Source organism: Subtercola boreus, from assembly GCF_003399645.1.
Lineage (GTDB): Bacteria > Actinomycetota > Actinomycetes > Actinomycetales > Microbacteriaceae > Subtercola > Subtercola boreus_A.
Genome location: NZ_NBXD01000026.1, coordinates 16,291 through 39,154, shown reverse-complemented (window position 1 = coordinate 39,154; position 22,864 = coordinate 16,291). Strand labels below are relative to the sequence as shown.

The window sequence follows — 22,864 nt, the reverse complement described above, 5'->3', positions numbered from 1 at the left end:
CCCCCCCCCCCCGCACAACACGTGCGGGGTTCAGGGTTGCTCGGAGACCGCGATCACGAGCTTGCCCCGCGTGTGGCCCTCCTCGAGGCGGCGGTGGGCCTCCGCGGCATCCGACAGCTCGAAGACCTCATCGACGTGCACATGCACGTCTCCCGAGTTGATCAGCCGGGTGATTATCGTGAGCGTCGAGGCATCGGGTGACACCGTGTAGGTCGTGGCGCGGAGTCCGAGTGCCTTGGCGTCGGCGACCACGGTCGGCCAGCTTCCGGTCGGAGCGTTGATGAGCAGTCCGCCCGGGCGCAGGGTCTGCAGCGACCGCGTACCGGTGTCGTCGGTCGCGTTGCCGATCAGGTCGATCACCACGTCGACTCTGGAGACCTCGTCTTCGAAACGCTTCGAGGTGTAGTCGATGACCTCGGCGGCGCCGAGCTCGCGCAACCAGCTCGAATTACGACCCGACGACGTCGCGATCACGTGGGCTCCGAAGTACGCAGCGAACTGCACGGCGAAGTGCCCGACCCCGCCGGCGCCGGCGTGGATGAGGATGCGCTGCCCCTCGTGGGCCTTCGCCACATCGACGACCATGCCCCAGGCCGTGAGTGCGGCGACCGGAACGGCGGCGGCTTCGATCATCGACAGCCGGGCCGGCTTCCTGCAGACCTGCATGCTGGGAACCGCTGCGTATTCGGCGTAGGACCCCTGCCCGCGAGGCGCGCTCAGCATGCCGTACACCTCGTCGCCGACCTTCAGGTGGAATGCTTCGTAGGGCGTCTCGACGACGACACCGCTGAAATCCTGGCCCAGGATGTACGGGAACGACTCGATGGCCGCCGACACGCCCCTGCCGCCCCGCGTCTTGGCGTCGAGCGGATTCACTCCGGCACCGGCGATCTGCACGAGCACCTCGGAGTTGATGCGGAGGGGCAGCCGGACATCGGCGAGGTGCAGAACATCCGGGCATCCGGTTTCATCGATCACAGCCGCGCGCATCGTGGTCGGCTGTTCTGCTGAACCCTCGAGCTCAGACCGTGATTTCGACAAGTGGCTCGCTCCGGTCGTTGTCTGCGTCATCGGTAGCTCTCCTTTGATGGTGACGATCGTCGCCGCTGGCGACCGTGAGGTATCGAATGTGCGTCTAGTCCCCGATTGGGGCCCCTGACCCAGTAAAGCCGCAGATTGATACGGAGATGTTACGAGGGTGTCACCTCCTCGCTAACAAACCGGCGACGGCCGATGCCTCCGCGTGCACCAGCGGCGGGAGGTGGGTCGAACCCTGCCGCAGGTGGGAGAGGTGGCGCGCGTGGGCATCCAGTCGTCGGTCTTCGTCGGTGACCGGCTGCCAGGGCGGAACGGCGGTGGTGTGGCCCTCACCGTCGAGCCCGGCCACGATGGTGAGGCAGTGGGTGGTGAGCTGCAACTCGCGTTCCCGAGGGTCGCGCGAGCGCACGTGGGTGCTGATGTGCATCGCGGAGTGCCCCGTGTGCACCAGCCGCGCTTCGACCTCGACGAGGTGCCCGATCGGAATGGGCCGATAGAACCGGATGCCGCCGGAGTACACGGTGATGGCGTCGAGCCCGCTCCACGTCGAGGCGCAGGCCAGTGTGGCCTCGTCGATCCAGCGCATGACCGTGCCGCCGTGGGTCTTGCCGCCCCAGTTCACATCGGTGGGAGCGGCGAAGAACCGAAGGGTGATGCGCTCGGCCGTGCCGTCGTCGGAGTAGATCTGGCCCTTCATCGCCTCGGCGATGGCGGCACGGACATCGATGCGGTGCACGGCGTCGGTGTGGAGAGCGGCATCGCTCTCGCTCTCGGGCGCCCAGGGCGGCACAGGGGTGGGGCGGGCATCCGGCCCCACCGCCACGAAGATGATGACGCAGTCGGTCGACGTGACGTAACGGCCCACCCGCGGATCGGCCGACGACACGTTGACGCGGATGTGCATGCTCGAGGTGCCCGTGTAGACCAGCTTCGCGTGCACCTCCACGAGGTTGCCCGACTCGATCGGTGCGACGAAACTCACACTGCCGACGTAGGCGGTGACGCAGTAGCTCTGGCTCCAGCCGACGGCGCAGGCGTAGCCGGCTTTGTCGATCCATTCGAGCACCTTGCCGGCGTGCACCTTCCCGCCGATGCTGGCGACGTCGGTCGGGGAGGCGAGAAAGCGCAAGGTCACGTCGGATGATGCGGGCATGCGTCCATCATCGTGTGGAGCGGAGAGGGCGGGGAGTGTTCGCCGGTGTGACATCTGCGTTTCTTTGCGGGGGCAAAAGAAGCACCGAATTTATGTGGCACCCGTTCTGGGGTGGGTGACCGGCGTAAGCGAACAGGCCCCGTCGACTCTCTCCTTCTTGAGGGCAGAATGCCCGAAACGAATGAGGAACACTTTGCTTCGACACCGCACCCCCGTGCTTGCAACCGCAGCATGCGCCGCCCTGCTGCTTGCCGCTCCGGTCATCTTCTCGACCTCAGCGGCGCTGGCACTGCCGGGCGACCGTACCTACTACGACGTGCAGGAGTACGCCGGCCCCACCCTCGCGGGCGCGGGAACCTCCGTCTCGATCTCCGGTGACGGCCGGTACACCGTGTTCGACTCGGTGGAGAAGCTCACCTTCGACGCGGTCGGCGACCAGAAGCACGTCTACCGTCGCAGTACCGCCGACGGGTCACTCCAGCTCGTCTCCACCCATTCGAGAACAGATGGTGCAGACGGGGCGTCGTTCGGGGCATCCGTCTCGGCCGACGGCCGGTTCGTCGCCTTCGTGACCACCGACCGCAATGTGCTGCCCGACGACCCGGGCGGGGCCCGCCAGGTCGTGTTGAAGGACCTGGACACCGGCGCTGTCGCCTGGGTCTCCTCGCGCCGCAGTTCGGCTGACGCAGACAGGGAAGCCGTGCGCGACGGCAGCAACTCCTCTGCCGTGGTCTCGGCCGACGGGCAGCACGTCGCGTTCATCTCTTCGGTTCCCGGCGTCAACAACGTCGGCGGCCCGACCACCGGGGTCGGCAACGTGGAGATCTACGACGTCGGTTCAGGAGACACGACCAACGTGACATCCGGAATCACCGACGCGGGTACGCTCGTCGCAGCCCACGGCTCGAGTGCGCAGCCCGCGATGTCGGCAGACGGTCGGTTCGTCGTGTTCACCTCCGACGCCGACAACATCGGAGTGGCGGCGACGACGCCGCCCCCGACCGCGACCCCCGGCGCGCGCCTCAGCCACGTCTATCGACTCGACCGCACGACGGGCACGAAGAAGCTGGTGGATGTCTCGACGGCAGACACCCTGGCCGACCTGACGAAGACCGACAGGAGTTCTTCTCTGCCCACTGTCTCCTCAGACGGAAACGTGGTCGGTTTCATCTCGGATGCCACCAATCTCGTTCCCGACGGCGACATGCCGAAGACGACACATCTCTCGGATGCGTACCTGCGCGACATGTCCACCGGGCAGACGCACCGGGTTTCGCTGATGCTGAATGACATCGCAGCGCCCGATCACGCCGACTCGACGGGAGTGATGCCGTCGACCATGAGAACGCGCTATTGGCGCGAGGCGGTGGGCGGAGCATCCCGTATCGCCGTCTCGGCCGACGGTCAGAGCGCCGTGCTCACCTCGATCAGCCCCCTCGTCTGGATCGACGGCGAATGCCGCAGCTGCCAGAAGTTCACCGACGACAACGACGCCCTCGACGTGTACCGGGTGACGCTCGGTGCCGACGGGCGCCCAGAAGACATGCAGCCGATTTCGGTTCGGCGCAATACCCAGGACTGGACGACAGACGCGAAGGCGATGCCCTTCACCACTCTGTCGAACACCGGGGAAGGCGACTCCATCGCCGACGGAGCGACCCCGGTGACCGCCGACGGTCGCACCGTGGTGTTCGGCTCGCTGGCCGACAACCTGCGCGGGTGGGATGACTACCAGCTCGTCCTGGCCGGCGATATGACCTTCGCGAAGCAGAAGCCCGTCGACATCTTTGGCACTCCCGGAGACCCGCGCGAGGGACTGCTGCTCAATGTGCCACACTACCTCGACGGCGGGTTCCCGGGCAGCACCGAGCCGCGCGTGCGCATGTTCCTGACGAACACCAACGCGTTCGACATCAGGCTGCTCGTTCCGGCGGCGACGACCGAATCGTTGCGGCTCAACCCGGGCGCGCGGTTCGACTACGAGACGCGGCATTCGACGCTCCCGGCCCTCACCGAGCAGCCCGCCGTCGCGACGGCCAGCAGCTTCATCGCGCCCGGTGCCATCCAGCCCGGGGCGACGGGAGTGGTGCACGGGCTCAGCGTCACGGCCAAGACCGCCGGAAGCGCTGTCGTGACCCTCTCCTTCGACCGCTTCGACCTCGAGAGCGAGGCCAGCGTGCCGACCGGCTGGAAGCGCGCGAAAGACGACGTCTTGCACACGCTGACGTACACCAACACCCATTTCTCGGCCGGCGACACCGCGAACTTCTCGCTGCACCTGAAGCAGAACGACGCCGACAGGGCAGCCACGGCCGCCGTGCTGGCCGACGTGAACGGCGCTTCGACAGCGGCGTCGGCCGACGTACGCCCGGCCGCCCCGACCTGCGGTGTGCCGCCCGCCAGGCAGGTTGTCGTCGCGGGGCTTGCGACCGTGGTGCGCAACGCCCAGTGCCTGGCACCGGGCCTGCCCCTCTCCGTCACGGCCGACCACGGAGCCGTCAGCATCAGCCCCGTCGGCGTGACGTCGTACACTCCGGATGCTGCATACCGCGGTGACTCGACCATCACGGTCGTGGCGACCGACGCCGCAGGTCGCCGGAGCCTCCCCACCACCATCGCGGTGACGGTCGGAGCACCGGCGACCTCGGTCGACGACCACTACCGCACGGCGCCGGGCGCGGTACTCACGGTTGATGCCGACCACGGCCTGCTCTCGAACGACGTCTTCCCGACGTTCACCTCCCCGTGGCGCATCAACGAGGGCTACCCGCCGGCGCACGGCACGGTGGTCATCAACGACGACACCGGTGCGTTCACCTTCACCCCCGAGCCCGGCTACACCGGCCCGGCGACCTTCCGCTACCAGACCCAGGCCCGAGACGCGGGAGTCTCGACCACAGGAACGGTGACCATCGATGTCCAGTAGATCCTCCCGCCGCCTCGCGCTGGCCTCCGTCTGCATTCTGGTGGCCCTGGTCGCTTCGCCTGTCGCCGCGCACGCCGGTGGTGTCGCCGAGGGTGACTGCCGCCTCGGCGACACCCAGTTCCTTGAGGGCGAGCCGGGGTCTCCGCAGTCGCAGTCGCAGCTCTGTGGTGGCAACTTCAGGTGGGGCACGGAGGCGAGTTGGTACTGGACCGACGAGAAGCTCGTCATCGTCGAGCCGCGCGCCGGGCAGTTCGACTACTCGGCCTTCAGCGCCCTGAACCCCTTCACCGGCGACGGCTACAGCCTGCGCAAGGCCAACGAGCTCTTCCCCGACACTTCACGGGTGGCCGACGCCGCAGCGAAGCTCCACTACGCCGAGGCTGCCCTCTCGGCGAAAGCGCGCACGCTCGATGCGCGCCGGGGCCTCAAAGCCACCGACGGGTGCAACTTCGTCCCGACCCTCTTCCTCGATTCGGACATCGCCGACATGGATTCGTCTGGGTGGTTGCCGCCACAGCCGCGTCCCGACGCCGAGACGGGAACCTACACGTACACTTTTGCCTCGAACGTCACAGCCGAGCAGAAGTCGGCCGTTCTCGCTGGATTGGTGGCCTTCGCTGCCGCGCGGGAGGGTAGTCGCCAACCGGCACTGGTCGAGTGGAAGAGCGGTGACGCCAAGGCTCCTGTGATCACCTTCCAGAACGTTCCGGGTGGGTTCGAGGAGGGCAACGACAGAACGGCCGAGGCAGAGATCGTCACAGGCGACAAGGGTCGTGCCGGCCTGACTCGGTGGGTGAGTGGCAACCTCAATCTGTCGCCCACGCCCGGATCGCTTTCGGCCTGGACCATCATGCACGAGATCCTGCACGTCTACGGCTTCGATCACACGTCGTTCGATTCCGAGGTCGATTCCGAGGTCATGTCCCCGGCCGGCTCGTGGCCCGTCGAGTTCAACGGGTGGGAGATCGGCAAAGACCCCACCCCCGCAATGCACGGTGGTGCCGACGAATGCACGAAGGAGGGCATCCAGAACGCGGCGCCGCCGAAGTAGGCGTCAGCGGCGCTGCATCAGGTCGAGCAGCTGGTCGGCGAGGTGCACGAGCTGCGCGATCTCGTTGTCGTCGCGGTCGACCCAGCGGCATTCGGGCTCGGCGGCGACGGGAACGAACGACGAGTGCTGCTCCCAGACCACGAGGGTGCGCTCGGCGCCGAGCACGTACTGCTGCCACCACACCTGCCGCAGGTAGTGCCGCGGGATGCTGCGCCAGGCCCTGTTCGTGGTCTTGATCTCGCACAGCTCTGTGTCGCCCGAGACGGTGTTCACGCCGATGCCGTCGGGGGTGGCGAGGTGCAGCGGTCGCCCGTGCGCGTGGAAGAGCGTCGTCGAGGGCTCGATGGCGTGCTCGCGCTTCACCCAGGCCGCGATCGTGGGCTCCCTGATGCGACCGTGGTCGGTGTAGGCGTTGCCCCCGAAGTTGTTGCCGTTCAGCTTGTCGTAAGCCGTGTTCTCCACCGATTTGCGGGTCGTGAGGCGGGCGGCATCCGTCGCCGTCACTCCACGGCTGCGCGCGCGGAACCAGGCCACGCGGTTGGTCGAGTCGGCGACGATGCGCGACAGGTGGGCCGGTGGCCGGGGCGCGGCAGGCTCGTCTTCCTCCCACGGGAAGGTCAGAGTCAAGGCGGTCGTCACCCCCTCATTCTCCCCCCGATTTGCTGCGAGGATGACTTCAACACGAAGGAGCGTCATGCGTATTGCAGTCACCGGAGGGTCGGGAAAACTCGGCCGCACCGTCGTCGAACATCTCGGGGAGGCGGGGCACGAGGTCTTCAACCTCGACGTCGTGGGGTCGCGTGATACGAGCATCCGCGTCGACTTCACCGACTACGGCCAGACCCTCGACGCACTGCTGGGGGTGAACGATCGGCACGAGGGGGTGGATGCCCTGGTGCATCTCGCTGCAATCCCTGCCCCGGGCATCCTGAGCGATGTCGCGACCTTCGACAACAACATGCTCTCGACGTTCCATGTGCTGCACGCGGCGAAGCGCGCCGGCATCACCAATATCGTCGCGGCGTAGAGTGAGACCGTGCTGGGTCTGCCGTTCGACGCGCCGCCGCCGTACATCCCGGTCGACGAGGAGTATCCCGCCCGCCCCGAGAGCGTCTACTCGCTGACGAAGCACCTCGAGGAACAGCTCGCCATTCAGCTCACCCGGTGGAACGAGGAGCTGAAGATCGTCTCACTGCGCTTCTCGAACTTGATGTACCCGAGCGACTACGCCGAGTTCCCGGGCTTCGATCAGGATGCTCGCCTGCGCAAATGGAACCTGTGGGGGTACATCGACTCCCGTGACGGCGCCCAGGCCGTGCTGAAGGCTCTCGAATGGGAGGGCAAGGGCTATGAGCGCTTCATCATTGCCGCCGCAGACACCGTGATGACCCGCAGCAACGCCGAACTCGTGGCCGAGGTGTTTCCCGAGACGCCCATCCGCGGCGAGCTGGGGGAGAACACCACCCTGCTCTCGATCGACAAGGCCCGGCGTGTTCTCGGTTACGACCCCCAGCACAGCTGGCGCGACGAGCAGTAGACCGCGCGCGCCAACTCACAGGATGAGCGTAGGGCGCTCATAGCTTCGTCATAGGTAGCTGGTGATACTTGAGGGTGTGACCATAGACAGCTCAAGGCTTCCATCCAGCACCTCGGCTCCTCGCCCGCGACTGTCGCGCGCCGACGGCTCCCCGGTGCGCGCTCTCGTCGTCGATGACGAGCCGACCCTCACCGACCTGCTGTCGATGGCCCTGCGCTACGAGGGGTGGGATGTGAAGACGGCGAGCGAGGGCCGCACCGCCGTCACGATGGCGCGGGAGTTCAAGCCCGACGTGATCGTGCTCGATGTGATGCTCCCCGACATCGACGGGCTCGCGGTGCTCAATCGGGTGCGGGCCGACGGTGCGGAGGTGCCGGTGCTCTTCCTCACGGCGAAGGATTCGCTCGACGACCGCATCGCGGGCCTGACCGCGGGAGGCGACGACTACGTCACGAAGCCGTTCAGCCTCGAGGAGCTCGTCGCCCGCCTCCGCGGCCTGTTGCGCCGCTCGACCGTGCTGGTGACGGATGCCGTCGACCCCGAGGTCGTCGTCGGCGACCTGGTGCTGAACGAAGACAGCCACGAGGTTCACCGCGGCGACGAGTCCATCGAGCTGACCGCCACCGAGTTCGAGCTGTTGCGCTTCCTGATGCGCAACCCGCGCCGCGTGCTCAGCAAGGCCCAGATCCTCGACCGGGTGTGGAGTTACGACTTCGGCGGCCGCTCGAGCGTCGTCGAGATCTACATCTCCTACCTGCGCAAGAAGATCGATGCCGGCCGCTCGCCGATGATCCACACCGTACGCGGCGCCGGGTACATGCTGAAGACCGCTCCGTGACCCTCAGCCGTCGCCTCATCCTGAGCGTCGCCGCGCTCATCGCCGTGCTCGGTCTCGCCATCGGGTTGGTGAGCACACTGACGCTCAGCGGTGTTCTCACGAGCCGACTGGATGACCAGCTGCCCGGTGGCGGAGGCGGCCCCGGTTCGGCATCGTCACCCACGGGGTACACGTTGCAACTGCGCAACAACGACCCCTCCACCTTCCTCGAACGCCAGCCCGTGGGCACTGTCGGGCTCATCAGTTCGGCGGGAGTCGTTCTGACATCGGGAGCGGTGGTCTCCTCCGGCTCGTCGACCGCGGGCGACTTCGGCAACACCTCGGTCATCGCCCTGACCGCCCCGCAGGTCGCCCAGCTTCAGGCGCTTCCCGCCTCGACGGCGCCCGTCACGGTCGACCTCGGCGGGAGCCTCGGCCAGTACCGGGTCGTCTCGCTCATCACGACGAACGGCGCGACCGTCGCCCTCGGCGTCTCCCTCGCCTCCGTGCAGGCCACCGTCACCCAGCAGGCGCTCACCACCGTGATCATCACCGTGGTCGGGCTGCTGCTCGCCGTCGCGGTCGCGTGGCTGATCATCCGGTTCGCCCTGCGGCCCCTGCAGCGGGTCGCCGACACGGCTGCGCACGTCGCCGAACTTCCGCTCGACCGCGGTGAGGTGGCGCTCGCCGTGCGGGTGCCCGAGCGTGACACGAACCCGAAGACCGAGGTGGGGCGGGTCGGCTCCGCTCTGAACCGCATGCTCGAACATGTCTCGTCGGCGCTCACCTCGCGTCAGAAGAGCGAAGACAAAGTGCGCCAGTTCGTGGCGGATGCCAGCCACGAGCTGAGAACGCCTCTCGCTTCCATCCGCGGCTACGCCGAGCTCACGCGGCGCGGGCAGCACGAGCTGCCCGACGACGTGACCCATTCGCTCGGGCGCATCGAGTCGGAGGCGAAACGCATGACGAGCCTCGTCGAAGACCTGCTGCTGCTTGCGCGCCTGGATTCCCGCCCCGACATCGCGCGTGAGACCGTCGACCTCACGCTGACCCTGGTCGACGCGGTGAGCGACGCGCACGCTGCGGGCCGCGACCACGACTGGATTCTCGACCTGCCTGAGGAGCCCGTCGAGATCACCGGAGACGGCCCCCGGTTGTACCAGATCACCGCCAACCTGCTGGCGAATGCCCGGGTGCACACCCCTCCGGGCACCCACGTGACAGCCGGACTGAGCACACTCACGCGTGACGGGGTCGACTACGCCGTGATCAGCGTCGCCGACGACGGCCCCGGCATCGACCCGGCACTCGTGCCGACCCTCTTCGAACGTTTCGTCCGCGGCGACGTGTCGCGTTCCCGCCACGCGGGCAGCACAGGCCTCGGTCTCGCGATCGTCTACGCGGTCGCCGAGGCGCACGGCGGCTCGGTTACGGTCGAGAGCGCGCCCGGCCGAACGGTCTTCCGCATCGAGCTGCCCGTGGCCGGCGCACCCGCTCCCGCACCCGCCCCCCACCAGCCCGCCCTCGCGGCAGGGTCCTGACCGCCCGCCCTCGCGGCAGGGCCCTGACCGTCCCGCTTTGCGCAAAAGCACCCATATCGGGTGGGTTAGGTGCTTTTGCGCACAACCGACCGAATAAATCGGGCGCCCCGAGGGTTGGGAGAGCTATGACCGATGTGATTCAGGATGCCGCCCAGCTCGACGCGTACGAGGCCTACCGCGAGGCTCGGCGCCGTTTCGTGACCGGTGCCCAGGGCAACCTCGCCCTCGTGAACACCGAGTGGATCACGGGCGACCCGTCGGTCGGCCAGAGCGCGTTCGGCGTGCCGGGGCTGTGGTTCGCGCTGCCCGAGGGTGAGTCCGGATTGCGCCTGGAGGCCAGCGCGGCCGAGGGCATCAGCGTCGACGGAGAACTGGTCGACGGAAGTGTTCGCGTCTACGGGCAGGACTCGGAACGAGCATCCGGTGTTCGTTTCAGCACCACCGTCACAGGCTTCGTGATCGCGAGCGAGGAGGGTACGTACGCCCTTCGCGTGTGGGACGCGAAGTCGGAGAGCAACCGCGATTTCGGCAGCATCGACGCGTTCGACTTCGACCCCGCCTGGGTGGTCACCGCCGCCTTCACGCCGATCGAGGGCGGCCGGGCCATCGGTGTCGAGCACCTCAAAGACAACGGCGTTCCTCGCGAACGCGTTGTTCCCGCCGAGATCACCTTCGAGAAGGACGGCGTCGCGCACGCGCTCACCGCGTTCGAAGACAACGGCAACCTGCTGCTCGTGTTCAGCGACGCGACCAGCGGAGACACGACGTACGGTGTCGGGCGCTTCATGAAGCTGGTTCCGGATGCCCGCCAGAACGACACCGGCCCGGGAACGGTGACGCTCGACTTCAACCGTGCCTACCTGCCGCCGTGCGCGTTCTCGTACCACTTCAACTGCCCCATGCCGCCCCGGGAGAACCGCCTCACGATCGCGATCGAGGCGGGCGAGAAGAACGTGCTGAACGCCGAAGGCACCCTGCTGCACTGAACGCGCTGTGCGCAAAAGCACCCAACCCGGAGGGTTTGGGTGCTTTTGCGCAAAATGGGACGAGGTTCGTGGAGTGCCGTCAGAGGTGCGACGATTGCGGTGTGAGTTTTTCTCCGCACGAGATTCCGAACCCGATCCTCCGCCAGCAGTGGCGGAACGTCACCTTTCTGCACTGGCGCATTCCGACGGCCGATGCTGCGTCGCTGATGCCGCCGGGTGTCACGCCCGACGAATTCGACGGCAGCTCGTGGGTCGGGCTCGTGCCCTTCACGCTGCGCAACACGCAGTTCGGGCCGACGCCGGCCCTGCCGTTCTTCGGCACCTTTCACGAGACCAACGTGCGCCTGTACGCGAAAGATGCCGAGGGTCGGCCGGGTGTGGTGTTCCTGTCGCTGGAGTGCGAACGTCTGGCGGCGGTGATCGGTGCGCGCGTGGCGTTTGCTATTCCCTATATCTGGTCGCACATGCGTGTGCGTAAGACGGCCGGCACGCTGGTCTACACCTCACGCAGGCACACCACACCACGGGGTGAGGTCGATTCGGCGGTGTCGGTGCGCCCGGGTGCGAAGATCGAGCATCCGGATGCCCTCGCCGACTTTCTGACGGCCAGGTGGGCCCTCTTCTCCGAGCACCTCGGCCACACTCTCTACATGCCCAACCGGCACCAGCCCTGGGCGCTGCAGGAGGCGGAGCTGCTCGACTTCAGCGACACGCTGCTCACCCGCGCCGGCCTGCCCGGCGTCGCAAACCGGCGGCCCGACTCGGTGCTCTTCTCGCCCGGTGTCGACTCCGCGTTCGGCAGACCCTCCCGCCTGTGATACCTTTAGAGCAGCCAAAGACCGCTGGTCATCGTCGCGCTTCGATTCGTTGAAGTGAGATGGTCGAAGTTTCGCTTAAGCGAAAGCCCGCGCAGGTGTTCGAAGTACGAATCGGCTGCTCAGCAGTCCTCGAAGCTCCGCACTCCTGTGTGGAGCTTTTTTTCTTGCGTTCCGGGGGCTGCCAGCACAGTTTTCTAGCAAAACTATTTATCCAAGGAGCGCCATGGCGAACAAAGAAGCCACGGTATCCGAACTCTCCGACCTGTTCGAGAGCTCGACTGCCGTTCTGCTTACTGAGTACCGCGGTCTCACTGTTGCGCAGCTGACAAGCCTGCGCCGTTCCATCAGTGAGCACGCCACCTACGCCGTGGTAAAGAACACGCTGACCAAGATTGCGGCCAACAAGGCCGGTATCAGCTCGTTTGACGACGAGCTGGTTGGTCCTTCCGCAATCGCCTTCGTTCACGGTGACCCCGTGAACGTGGCAAAGGCTCTGCGCGACTTTGCCAAGGCAAACCCTCTTCTCACGGTGAAGGGTGGTTACTTCGACGGTAACCCGCTCACCGCTGAAGAGGTCAACAAGCTCGCCGACCTAGAAAGCCGGGAGGTGCTGCTGGCGAAGTTCGCCGGTGCCGCCAAGGCCTCGCTGTTCGGTGCCGCCTATCTGTTCACCGCGCCGATGTCGAAGGCCGTTCGCACGGTCGAGGCACTGCGCGAAAAAGTATCTACACAAGGAGAGTAAACAATGGCAAAGCTGTCAAACGACGAGCTCATCGACGCCTTCAAGGAGCTCACGCTCATTGAGCTCAGCGAGTTCGTGAAGAAGTTCGAAGAGGTCTTCGAGGTCACCGCCGCGGCCCCCGTCGCCGCTGCCGGTGCCGCTGGCCCCGCCGCCCCCGCCGAAGAGGTCGAAGAGAAGACGTCGTTCGACGTCATCCTCGAGGCCGCTGGTGAGAAGAAGATCCAGGTCATCAAGGAAGTGCGTTCGATCACCAGCCTCGGCCTCGGTGAGGCGAAGGCACTCGTCGACGGTGCACCGAAGCCTGTTCTCGAAGGCGTCAACAAGGAAGCTGCCGACAAGGCAGTCGCTCAGCTGCAGGCAGCCGGCGCGACCGTCACGCTCAAGTAGTCTTCCCAGCATTCCCACAAAGGGCATCCCGGCTTCGGTCGGGGTGCCCTTTGTTCATGCGGATGGTCGCGCTCTCATTTGTGTGCGATCATTCAGGTAACGATTGTGCATCTGAGCTCGGGAATCGCCGCCCTTGGCTTGCCCCGGAGCATTTCGCGCCCTAGTGTTTGTCACTGGAAGCGCTTGCTACTTCTTCGAAAGAAGAGCCAGTGCACTCACAGCACTCAAAGAGGAGAAAAAATGAGGCTTGCCCTGCAACGCCGGGTCACCATCCCACTCGCCCTGTTGGCCGTCACCGGCCTGGCGCTCACCGGATGCTCGAGCAGTGACCCCAACGACCCGAACGCCAGCGGCGGGTCACAGGCCGCGACGGTCGGCACCGCCGACGGCGTGGTGAACATCACCGGCACCATCGTCGGCGACGAAGCCACGAAGCTCCAGGGGTCCTGGGCCGACTGGGAGAAGGCCAACAACATCACCATCAACTACACCGGTGACAAAGACTTCGAGAAGAACATCGGCATCAAGGTGCAGGGCAACGACCTGCCCGACCTCGCCATCTTCCCGCAGCCGGGCCTGCTCGACGACACCATCAAGTCGGGCAAGGTGCAGAAGGCCACCGATTCGCTCACCGCGATCATCAAGAAGAACTGGTCCGAAGACTGGGCGAACTACGGCGCTGTCGACGGCACGCAGTACGCTGCCCCGCTGATGGCCAGCGTCAAGGGCTACATCTGGTACTCGCCCGCCAAGTTCAAGGAGTGGGGTGTTGAGGTTCCCAAGACCTACGACGACCTCGTCGCCCTGGCGAAGACCATTCAGCAGAAGACGGGTACACCCTCCTTCTGCGCCGGTTTCAACTCCGGTGACGCCTCGGGCTGGCCGGGAACGGACTGGATCGAAGACCTCGTTCTTCGCCAGTCGGGCACCGACACCTACGACAGCTGGGTGAAGGGTGACACCAAGTTCACCGACCCGAAGATCAAGAGCGCGTTCGACGAGGTCGGCAAGATCCTCCTCGACCCGACCCTGGTCAACGCCGGCTACGGCGACGTGAAGTCGATCAACTCCACCGCCTTCGGTGACGTTGCGACCCCCGTTGCCAACGGCACCTGCCCGATGACGCACCAGGCGTCGTTCTTCGACGGCTTCGTCACCGGCGTGAAGAACGCCTCCGGCGCAGCGGCGACGGTCGCGCCCGACGGTGACGTCTGGGCCTTCCTCACCCCGCCGATCGATGCCTCCAAGGGCGAAGCGGTCACCGGTGGTGGCGAGTTCGTCGGCGCGTTCTCGAACGATGCAGACACCCAGAAGGTGCAGGAATACCTGGCATCGAGCGACTGGGCGAACAGCCGGGTCAAGCTCGGTGGTGTGATCAGCGCCAACAAGGGTCTCGACCCGGCCAACGCATCGAGCGAGATCCTCAAGACCTCGATCGAGATCCTCCAGGACCCGAAGTCGACCTTCCGGTTCGATGCCTCCGACCTCATGCCCAAGGCCGTCGGTTCCGACAGCTTCTGGAAGGGCATGGTCGACTGGATCGACGGGAAGAGCACCGACGACGTGCTCACCGAGATCCAGGCCGGGTACACCTCCTAACCGAAACCGGTTCGCACGAAGGTCACGCTGACATCGCGGTCAGCGTGACCTTCGTGCACCACACCACCACTATCCGTTTGTAGTTGTGAAAGGCTTCGTATGTCCGGTTTCTTCCGGTGGCTGGCAGGGTTGCCGCCGCTCGCCCAGATCCCCATCATCATTCTTGCTTTCCTCGCGGTCATCGCGATCGTTCTGTTCCTGGTCGAGATAGCGCCGCGACGTGGCGTTCGCTACACGATCATCCGTCTCGCCGTCTGCGTGCTCGTGCCCTTCGGCGCCCTCATCTTCTTCGGCCTCTACAACTCGGCCATCTGGATAGCCGCGGTCGCGGCTGTACTCGGCGGAATCTTCTTCCTGGTCGACTACCGGTCCCGCCAGGGCGCCGGATATCTGTTCCAGCTCATCGCGTTCATGGCCCCGGCCTTCATCCTGCTGATCATCGGTCTGGTCTACCCCACCATCAAGACGGCGGGCGCCGCGTTCATGAGCAACGATGGCAGCACCTTCGTCGGCCTGAACAACTTCTTCTGGCTCTTCTCCAGTTCCGACGGTCTGACGGCATTCCTCAACACGATCGTCTGGGTGTTGATCGCACCCATCGCCTCGACCGTGTTCGGTCTCGCCTACGCGTACTTCATCGACAAGAGCCGGGGCGAGAAGTTCTTCAAGGTGCTGGTCTTCATGCCGATGGCGATCTCGTTCGTCGGCGCATCGATCATCTTCCGGTTCTTCTACGACGTGCGCCAGGGCGACTCGCAGATCGGGCTGCTCAACCAGATCGTCATCTGGTTCGGTGGACAGCCGGTCGACTGGCTCGGGGCGCAGCCGTGGAACACGCTGTTCCTGGTGGTCGTGCTCATCTGGACCCAGACCGGTTTCGCCATGGTCGTGCTCTCGGCCGCCATCAAGGGCGTGCCGCAGGAGCAGAACGAGGCGGCGTCGATCGACGGAACCAATGCCTGGCAGGCCTTCATCAATGTGACTGTGCCGGGCATTCGCTCGTCGCTGATCGTCGTGCTGACCACCATCTCGATCGCCTCGCTGAAGGTGTACGACATCGTCAGCGCCATGACCGGCGGTCGCAACGACACGACCGTGCTCGGTTTCGAGATGGTCAGGCAGTTCCAGCTCGGCAGCCGTGACGGGTACAGCTCGGCTCTCGCCGTGGTGCTGTTCCTGCTCGTGCTGCCGATCATCGTCTTCAACGCACGGCAGATCAAGAACCAGAGGGAGATCCGATGAGCGCCGTAGCTCCGATCGACATTCCGTTCGACAAGTCGACCAGCCGCCAGCTCGCTCGCGGTGAGGCGGTCGTCGAGACGGCCAGCCGCAAGGCCAAGAAGCGGATGACCAGCAGGGGTGCGACGGCGGCCGCCCTCATCATCGCCATCATCTGGACGATCCCGACCCTCGGCCTGCTGATCTCGTCGTTCCGCCCCGGTGCCGACATCAAAACGTCGGGCTGGTGGACCATCTTCACCAATCCGGCGTTCACGCTCGACAATTACGTGACGGCGATCGGTGCCGGTAACGCGCTCACGCTCGGCCAGGCTTTCCTGAACTCGCTGGTGATCACGCTGCCGGCCACGGTCATCCCGATCATCGTCGCCAGTCTCGCGGCGTACGCGTTCGCGTGGATCGACTTCAAGTTCAAGAACGCCATCTTCATCGGCGTCTTCGCACTGCAGATCGTTCCCATCCAGATGGCGCTCGTGCCACTTTTGACGCTGTTCTCCGACGGAATCAAGATCGGCGGCTACTACATCCTGCCCGGCCTGAACCTGAACGGGGTGCCGGACAGCTTCGCGAAGGTGTGGATCGCCCACGCGATCTTCGCGCTGCCGCTGGCGATCTTCCTGCTGCACAACTTCATCTCGGAGATTCCGGGCGAGGTCATCGAGGCGGCGCGCGTCGACGGAGCCGGTCACGGCCAGGTGTTCTTCCGCATCATCGTGCCGCTCGCCATGCCGGCGATCGCCTCGTTCGCGATCTTCCAGTTCCTCTGGGTGTGGAACGACCTTCTCGTGGCGACGATCTTCACCTCCGGCGGCAACCTGCCGATCACCAAGGCCCTGCAAGACCTCTCGGGGTCGTTCGGCCAGTCGTGGGAGCTGCTCACCGCGGGGGCGTTCATCTCCATCCTGGTTCCGCTCATCGTGTTCTTCGCGCTGCAGCGCTTCTTCGTGCGCGGTCTGCTGGCCGGCGCGACCAAGGGTTAGACGAGCCACTCCTCTCCTTCACAACACCTCCCGGGCCCCCTGTCTGCACAACTGTGCCGGCGGGGGGCCCGGGTGTTTTCGGCCGACGTACAGTTGGAGCATGAGTGCAGTCGGAGGACACGGGGGTCGCCCCATGATGGGCGGTGGTGACGCGCGTGCGCAGAAGGCCCGCAATGCCGATGCTCCGCGGGTCGAGAACCTGCTCGGTCGAATCACGGGGCTGTTCGTGCCCTACCGGCCCCAGATCATCCTGACCATCGTGCTTGTGCTGATCTCTGCCGCGGTCTCGGTCATTCCGCCGCTGCTGACGCAGCAGGCGTTCGACCGCGGGCTCTTCCCGGCCGCCGGCGGGCCGAACGTTCCCGTGCTGGCCGAGATCGTCGGTGCGATGATCGTGCTCTACGTCGCCTCGAGCCTCATCGGTGTGTGGCAGGCCTACCTCACGGCGACCGTCGGCAACAAAGTGATGGGCGCGATGCGGGTGCGCCTGTTCACGCACCTGCAGTCGATGGAGCTGAACTTCTTCACCAAGACGAAGACGGGGGTCATCCAGTCGCGCCTTCAGAACGACGTCGGTGGGGTGGCGGCGGTGCTCACCAACACGATCTCGAGCGTGCTGGGCAACACCGTCACCGTCATCGCCGCCCTCGTGGCGCTGATCCTGCTGAACTGGCAGCTCACCATCATCGCGGTCATCCTGATGCCCATCCTGGTCGTCGCCCAGCGCCGGGTGGGGCAGGTGCGTGCGCGCATCGCCACGAAGACGCAGGAGTCGCTGAGCGACATGACCGCCATCACCCAGGAGACGCTGAGCGTCTCGGGAATCCTGCTGGCGAAGAGCTTCAACCAGCAGCAGACCGAGATCGGGCGCTACTCCGCCGAGAACGACAACCAGGTCGATCTGCAGGTGCGCCAGCAGATGAGCGGGCAGTGGTTCTTCGCCATGGTCAGCATCTTCCTGTCGAGCATTCCGGCCATCGTCTATCTCGTGGCCGGCTTTCTGCTCGGCAACGGGGCGAGCGGCATCACCGCGGGAACGATCGTCGCCTTCACCACCGTGCAGGCGCGGTTGCTCTTCCCCCTGCTGGGCCTGTTGCGTGTGGCGCTCGACCTGCAGACGTCGGGTGCCCTGTTCGCGCGTATCTTCGAGTACCTCGACCTGAAGCCGGCCATCGCCGACCGCCCGGGGTCGACCGATCTGCCCGAGGGGCGGGTCGCCGGCCGGGTCGGGTTCGAGAACGTGGTCTTCCGGTACGCCGATGCGTCACCCGACTCCCGTCCGACGCTCGGTGGGGTGTCGTTCGACATCGCACCCGGGCAGTTCGCTGCCTTCGTCGGTCCGTCGGGTGCGGGCAAGACCACCGTCTCGTACCTCATTCCGCGCTTCTACGAGGCGACGGCCGGCCGGGTACTCTTCGACGGCATCGACGTTCGCGACCTGAGCCAGGAGTCGCTGGTGGCGCACCTCGGAATCGTGAGCCAGGAGACGTACCTCTTTCACGCCACCATTGCCGAGAACCTGCGATATGCCAAGCCCACCGCCACGCAGGCCGAGCTCGAGGCGGCGGCGACCCTCGCGAACATCCACGACCGCATCATGAGCTTCGACGACGGCTACGAGACGATGGTGGGGGAGCGGGGTTACCGCCTGTCGGGCGGCGAGAAGCAGCGCATCGCCATCGCACGGGTGCTGCTCAAGAACCCTGCAGTGCTCATCCTCGACGAGGCGACCAGCGCGCTCGACTCGATCTCCGAGCGTGTCGTACAGGGCGCCCTCGATACGGCCTCGCGTGGCCGCACCACCATCGCTATCGCGCACCGGCTCTCGACAGTCGTGAACGCCGACGTCATCTTCGTCGTCGACGACGGCCTGATCGTCGAACACGGTACGCACGCCGACCTCCTCTCGCGGGGAGGGGCGTACTTCAACCTCTACAGCGAGCAGGTGGCGGCCACCTCGTTCTGAACGGGCGGCGTGGGCCGAGCAGGCGGCCGGGTGGCGCGTGCGCTGCCCGGTAACACGACGGATGCCGCTGGTAAGTTGGTTCGAGTGAAGTACGCAGAGACAGTCCTGGGCCTTGTCGGCAACACCCCGCTCGTTCGCCTGAACACCGTGACCGAGGGCATCCGGGCCACCGTGCTGGCCAAGGTCGAATACCTGAACCCGGGCGGCTCGTCGAAGGACCGCATCGCGACCCGCATCATCGATGCGGCCGAGCGGGAGGGTCTGTTGAAGCCGGGCGGCACCATCGTCGAACCCACCTCGGGCAACACCGGCATCGGGCTCGCCTTGGTCGCCCAGCAGCGCGGCTACCGGTGCGTCTTCGTGCTGCCCGACAAGGTGGGTGAAGACAAGCGCAACGTGCTCACCGCCTACGGCGCAGAGATCGTGGTCACCCCCACTGCTGTCGCCCCTGAAGACCCCGAGTCGTACTACTCCGTCTCCGACCGTCTGGCACGCGAGATCCCCGGCGCGTTCAAGCCCAACCAGTACTCCAACCCCAACGGACCCCTCAGCCACTATGAGACCACGGGCCCCGAGATCTGGCGCGACACCGACGGCAGGGTCACGCACTTCGTCGCCGGTGTCGGCACCGGCGGCACCATCAGCGGTGTCGGCAAATACCTCAAGGAGGTGTCGGAGGGCCGCGTTCAGATCATCGGCGCCGACCCCGAGGGTTCTGTCTACTCCGGCGGCACGGGCCGGCCGTACCTCACCGAGGGCGTCGGCGAAGACTTCTGGCCGAGCGCCTACGACCCCAGTGTGGTCGACCAGATCATCGCCTCGAGCGACGCCGAATCGTTCCACCTCACCCGTCGTCTGGCCCGGGAGGAGGGCCTGCTCGTGGGTGGCTCGAGCGGCCTCGCCGTGTCGGTCGCGCTCAAGGCCGCGCGCGAGCTTCCGGCCGATGCGGTCGTGGTCGTGCTGCTGCCCGACGGCGGCCGCGGTTACCTGGGCAAGATCTTCAACGACAGGTGGATGCGCTCCTACGGATTCACGAGCGAGTCGACCGAGAGCACAGTTCGCGATCTCATCGGCGCGAAAGACGGCTCACTGCCTGCTCTCGTACACGCGCATCCCGCTGACACCGTGCACGACGCCATCGAGATCATGAAGACCTACGGCGTCTCCCAGATGCCCGTGCTGAGCGCCGAGCCGCCCGTCGTCATGGGCGAGGTGGTGGGTTCCCTGAACGAGGAGGCCCTGCTCGAGCACCTCTTCAGCGGAGCGGCATCGATGGCCGACAAGGTCGGCACTTTCCAGGGCCCGTCGTTCCCCCTGATCGGTATCAATGAATCGGTTGCCTCCGCGCGTCAGTTCCTCGGTTCGGCCTCGGCCCTGATGGTGACGGATGAGGGCAAGCCGGTCGCCGTCATCACCCGCCAAGACCTGCTCAGCTTCCTGAGCGCCTGACATCCGCCAGCCTGAGTAGCCCCTCCCAACCCACGATCCTCCCGAATATTCGCGTTCCCCGGAGCGTTAGGAACACCATGCCACGCAAACAGCAGTTCGAGACCACCGCCATCCACGCCGGGCAGGAGTTCGATCCGAGCACCGGCGCGATCATCCCGCCCATCTACCAGACCTCCACGTTCGTGCAGGACGGTATCGGCGGCTTCCGGGGCGGCTACGAATACGCCCGCGGTGGCAACCCCACAAGATCCTCACTGGAGACGCTCCTGGCGGCACTGGAGGGCGGCACGCACGCCTTCTCGTTCTCCTCCGGGCTGGCCGCCGAAGACGCGCTGCTGCGCTCGGCCCTCGAATCCGGCGATCACATCGTTCTGGGCAACGATGTCTACGGCGGCACCCACCGACTGATCAACAAGATCCACAGCAGGTCGGGCATCCTGAACGACACTGTCGAGATGATGGATCTGCACGCGGTACAGAAGGCCGTGGTGCCCGGCAAGACGAAGATCCTCTGGCTCGAGACGCCGAGCAACCCGCTCATGAAGATCAGCGACATCGGGGAGCTCGCCGAGATCGGCCACACTGCCGGTGCGATCGTCGTGGTCGACAACACCTTCGCCTCCCCCTACCTGCAGCGCCCGCTCTCGCTCGGGGCCGATGTCGTGGTGCACTCGACGACCAAGTACCTCGGCGGCCACTCCGACGTGCTCGGCGGGGCCGTTGTACTGAACGACGACGAACTCTCCTCGAAGGTGCAGTTCCAGCAGTTCGCTGCGGGTGCTGTCTCCGGACCGATGGATGCCTGGCTCACCGTTCGGGGCATCAAGACACTCGCCGTGCGCATGGACAGGCACAGCGCGAACGCCCAGGCCATCGCCGAACACCTGGTCGGGCATCCCGCTCTCGACCGCATCTACTACCCGGGACTCGAGAGCCACCCGGGCCACGAACTGGCGAAGAGCCAGATGTCGGGTTTCGGCGGCATGATCTCGCTGGGGCTCAAGGGCGGCCCCAAGGCCGCGCGCCGGTTCGCCGAATCGACCAAGGTGTTCCAGCTCGCTGAATCGCTCGGCGGCGTCGAGTCGCTCATCGGCTACCCGAGCGAGATGACCCATGCTTCGGTCAAGGGCACGGCACTCGAAGTACCCGACAATGTGATCAGGCTCTCTGTTGGAATCGAGAACGTCGACGACCTGATCGACGACCTCGACCGGGCCCTGCCGAAGCGGGCGCTGCCGAAGCGTTAGACGGCGTCGTCTTCGGTGACGGTCTCGTCGTCGGAGTCGGCGGTCGGAGCCGCCTCGGCGTGCTGCTTGTAGAAGATCTGCGTCTCGTCGATGTTCTCGGCTGGGGCGGCTTCTTCGTCGGCCGCCTTCCGGGCCGCGAACGCCTCCTGGCCGGGAACGTCTCGCGCGTCTTCGGGGAACTCGCTCGCGAGGAATCCGGGGATGTCGCCCATGGTGGTGTTCTCCTTTGTTGCCGGATCTCCCACGCTAGGGTGGTGGCCGGTCGGTGGCAAGCCCCCTCCCGCCCGAGCCGCGCCGGCAGACAGGCGAAGGGCCCCCGGCAGATGCCGAGGGCCCTTCGTGTTCGTGCAGCGAGACTAGTTTGCGGCGCTGGTGTTGACGGCGCCGTTGACGCCGGCCGGGAAGAACCCGCCCTTGGTGACGGCCTTGTTGTTCAGGTAGACGACGTTCAGCACCTGGCCGGGGGTACGGCTGAAGGCGATGGCGTTCGCGTCGGTCGGAACGAGGTTCAGCGCGCCACCGGCGGCCTTGTCGGTGATTCCCTGGTCGTCGTCGGTGGGTCCGTCGAGGCTGTCGCGTGCGTCGGAGATGGCGTTCGCGGCGTCGGCGAGTCCCTTGGCGTAGAGGCTCGTGCGGATGATGCCCGCGTGGTACGCCTCGACGGCGAGGATGCCGGCGGCGGCCTCCAGGTACGTCTTGTTCGTGATGAGCGGCGATGCACCCTTGTAGGCCGTGACTCCGACGTCTTCGAAGATGAAGGAGGCAAGCAGGAAGTTCTCATCGCTCGCGAACGCGTCGAACTTCTGGCCGGGCTTGATCAGGCCGGCAGCGAGAGCTGCAGACGTGAACGCCTGGTCGAGGTTGATCGCGGGACGGGCGACGGCCGAGTTGCCCAGCGCCGAGCGGAGGAACCGCACGTGGAGCTTCTCGTCCTGCGAGATCTCGCGCGCGTAGGCGCGCACGTTCGCATCTTTGAACTGAACCTGGCGACCACCGGTGACGGCGCCCATGGTGCCGGTTCCGGTGGTGTCGTTCGGTACGAGGCCGGTGCCGGTCGAGGCACGCAGGTAGAACTCGGCCTCGAGGTACTCGAGGTTCAGCGCGAAGTTCAGCACAGCAGCATCCGTCGCCGCAGCGTTGGGATCTTCGGCAGCCTGGGCGCCCACGGTCGGGATCAGCACTGATGCACCGACGCCGAGGCCTGCGAGCCCGAAGCCCTTCAGAAGCAGTCGACGGTCGAGCTCGCTCTGCGAGCTGCGATCAATCGCATTCGCAATAAATTTCTTTTCAAACAATGGAATAGTCCTTCAATTCGGCATTGCTAATGTGGCCAATCGGCCGTTACGTACTGTCATTCGAAAGAACGCTGGGTTCGGATTGGATTATTG

At 65.8% G+C, this 22,864-nt stretch carries 19 protein-coding genes and 1 pseudogene; 15 read left to right on the top strand and 5 right to left on the bottom strand.

Features of this window, described 5'->3' with window-relative positions; genetic code table 11:
• Nucleotides 1-30: 30 nt before the first annotated feature.
• A complete protein-coding gene (locus tag B7R24_RS13625; RefSeq protein ID WP_116419599.1) occupies nucleotides 31-990 on the bottom strand; it encodes an NADP-dependent oxidoreductase in 960 nt (319 codons plus the stop codon).
• A 211-nt stretch (nucleotides 991-1,201) separates the two neighbouring features.
• The gene (locus tag B7R24_RS13620) at nucleotides 1,202-2,191 is read right to left on the bottom strand and encodes an acyl-CoA thioesterase (protein WP_116419523.1); all 990 of its coding nucleotides are present in this window, start codon (nucleotides 2,189-2,191) and stop codon (nucleotides 1,202-1,204) included.
• A gap of 193 nt (nucleotides 2,192-2,384) precedes the next feature.
• On the opposite strand from B7R24_RS13620, the gene B7R24_RS13615 reads away from it, so the two are divergent.
• Both B7R24_RS13615 and B7R24_RS13610 read left to right on the top strand, forming a co-directional pair.
• On the top strand, nucleotides 2,385-5,117 hold the full coding sequence (locus B7R24_RS13615) for an Ig-like domain-containing protein (protein ID WP_147304046.1): 2,733 nt from the start codon (nucleotides 2,385-2,387) through the stop codon (nucleotides 5,115-5,117).
• Nucleotides 5,107-6,168 carry a hypothetical protein gene (locus tag B7R24_RS13610; RefSeq protein WP_116419521.1) on the top strand — a complete coding sequence of 354 codons (1,062 nt, stop codon included), beginning with the start codon at nucleotides 5,107-5,109 and terminating at the stop codon, nucleotides 6,166-6,168. Before B7R24_RS13615 ends, B7R24_RS13610 begins: the two co-directional genes overlap by 11 nt.
• A 3-nt stretch (nucleotides 6,169-6,171) precedes the next feature.
• On the opposite strand, the gene B7R24_RS13605 is transcribed toward B7R24_RS13610, so the two are convergent.
• On the bottom strand, nucleotides 6,172-6,807 hold the full coding sequence (locus tag B7R24_RS13605) for a YqaJ viral recombinase family protein (protein ID WP_437123532.1): 636 nt from the start codon (nucleotides 6,805-6,807) through the stop codon (nucleotides 6,172-6,174).
• Nucleotides 6,808-6,862: 55 nt separating this feature from the next.
• Between B7R24_RS13605 and B7R24_RS13600 the strand changes: the two are divergent.
• From B7R24_RS13600 to B7R24_RS13540, 13 genes and pseudogenes are all read left to right on the top strand, one after another.
• Nucleotides 6,863-7,705, top strand: a pseudogene (locus B7R24_RS13600) (NAD-dependent epimerase/dehydratase family protein).
• A gap of 76 nt (nucleotides 7,706-7,781) precedes the next feature.
• The gene (locus tag B7R24_RS13595) at nucleotides 7,782-8,543 is read left to right on the top strand and encodes a response regulator transcription factor (protein ID WP_116419519.1); all 762 of its coding nucleotides are present in this window, start codon (nucleotides 7,782-7,784) and stop codon (nucleotides 8,541-8,543) included.
• Nucleotides 8,540-10,063 carry a sensor histidine kinase gene (locus B7R24_RS13590; protein WP_116419518.1) on the top strand — a complete coding sequence of 508 codons (1,524 nt, stop codon included), beginning with the start codon at nucleotides 8,540-8,542 and terminating at the stop codon, nucleotides 10,061-10,063. The genes B7R24_RS13595 and B7R24_RS13590 overlap by 4 nt, the downstream gene beginning before the upstream one ends.
• Before the next feature lie 125 nt (nucleotides 10,064-10,188).
• Nucleotides 10,189-11,049, top strand: a complete 861-nt coding sequence (locus B7R24_RS13585) for a DUF1684 domain-containing protein (RefSeq protein WP_116419517.1) — start codon at nucleotides 10,189-10,191, stop codon at nucleotides 11,047-11,049.
• Between the two features lie 101 nt (nucleotides 11,050-11,150).
• On the top strand, nucleotides 11,151-11,867 hold the full coding sequence (locus tag B7R24_RS13580) for a YqjF family protein (RefSeq protein WP_116419516.1): 717 nt from the start codon (nucleotides 11,151-11,153) through the stop codon (nucleotides 11,865-11,867).
• Nucleotides 11,868-12,090: 223 nt separating this feature from the next.
• Nucleotides 12,091-12,609, top strand: a complete 519-nt coding sequence (rplJ, locus tag B7R24_RS13575) for a 50S ribosomal protein L10 (RefSeq protein ID WP_116419515.1) — start codon at nucleotides 12,091-12,093, stop codon at nucleotides 12,607-12,609.
• A gap of 3 nt (nucleotides 12,610-12,612) precedes the next feature.
• Nucleotides 12,613-12,996 carry a 50S ribosomal protein L7/L12 gene (rplL, locus tag B7R24_RS13570; RefSeq protein WP_116419514.1) on the top strand — a complete coding sequence of 128 codons (384 nt, stop codon included), beginning with the start codon at nucleotides 12,613-12,615 and terminating at the stop codon, nucleotides 12,994-12,996.
• 240 nt (nucleotides 12,997-13,236) lie between these two features.
• Nucleotides 13,237-14,595: an ABC transporter substrate-binding protein gene (locus B7R24_RS13565; protein WP_116419513.1), complete on the top strand. Its 1,359-nt coding sequence runs from the start codon at nucleotides 13,237-13,239 to the stop codon at nucleotides 14,593-14,595.
• A gap of 99 nt (nucleotides 14,596-14,694) precedes the next feature.
• Entirely contained in the window at nucleotides 14,695-15,837 is a 1,143-nt protein-coding gene (locus B7R24_RS13560; protein ID WP_116419512.1) for a carbohydrate ABC transporter permease, read from the top strand.
• Entirely contained in the window at nucleotides 15,834-16,814 is a 981-nt protein-coding gene (locus tag B7R24_RS13555; RefSeq protein ID WP_116419511.1) for a carbohydrate ABC transporter permease, read from the top strand. The genes B7R24_RS13560 and B7R24_RS13555 overlap by 4 nt, the downstream gene beginning before the upstream one ends.
• Nucleotides 16,815-16,914: 100 nt before the next feature.
• Entirely contained in the window at nucleotides 16,915-18,780 is a 1,866-nt protein-coding gene (locus tag B7R24_RS13550) for an ABC transporter ATP-binding protein (RefSeq protein ID WP_116419510.1), read from the top strand.
• Nucleotides 18,781-18,864: 84 nt separating this feature from the next.
• Complete coding sequence (locus tag B7R24_RS13545; protein WP_116419509.1) at nucleotides 18,865-20,229, top strand: cystathionine beta-synthase; 1,365 nt, start codon at nucleotides 18,865-18,867, stop codon at nucleotides 20,227-20,229.
• 77 nt (nucleotides 20,230-20,306) lie between these two features.
• Nucleotides 20,307-21,476, top strand: a complete 1,170-nt coding sequence (locus B7R24_RS13540; protein ID WP_116419508.1) for a cystathionine gamma-synthase — start codon at nucleotides 20,307-20,309, stop codon at nucleotides 21,474-21,476.
• Here the strand turns inward: B7R24_RS13540 and B7R24_RS13535 are convergent.
• Both B7R24_RS13535 and B7R24_RS13530 read right to left on the bottom strand, forming a co-directional pair.
• Nucleotides 21,473-21,688: a hypothetical protein gene (locus B7R24_RS13535; protein ID WP_116419507.1), complete on the bottom strand. Its 216-nt coding sequence runs from the start codon at nucleotides 21,686-21,688 to the stop codon at nucleotides 21,473-21,475. The genes B7R24_RS13540 and B7R24_RS13535 overlap by 4 nt on opposite strands.
• A gap of 144 nt (nucleotides 21,689-21,832) precedes the next feature.
• A complete protein-coding gene (locus B7R24_RS13530) occupies nucleotides 21,833-22,771 on the bottom strand; it encodes a ferritin-like domain-containing protein (protein ID WP_116419506.1) in 939 nt (312 codons plus the stop codon).
• Nucleotides 22,772-22,864: the final 93 nt, after the last annotated feature.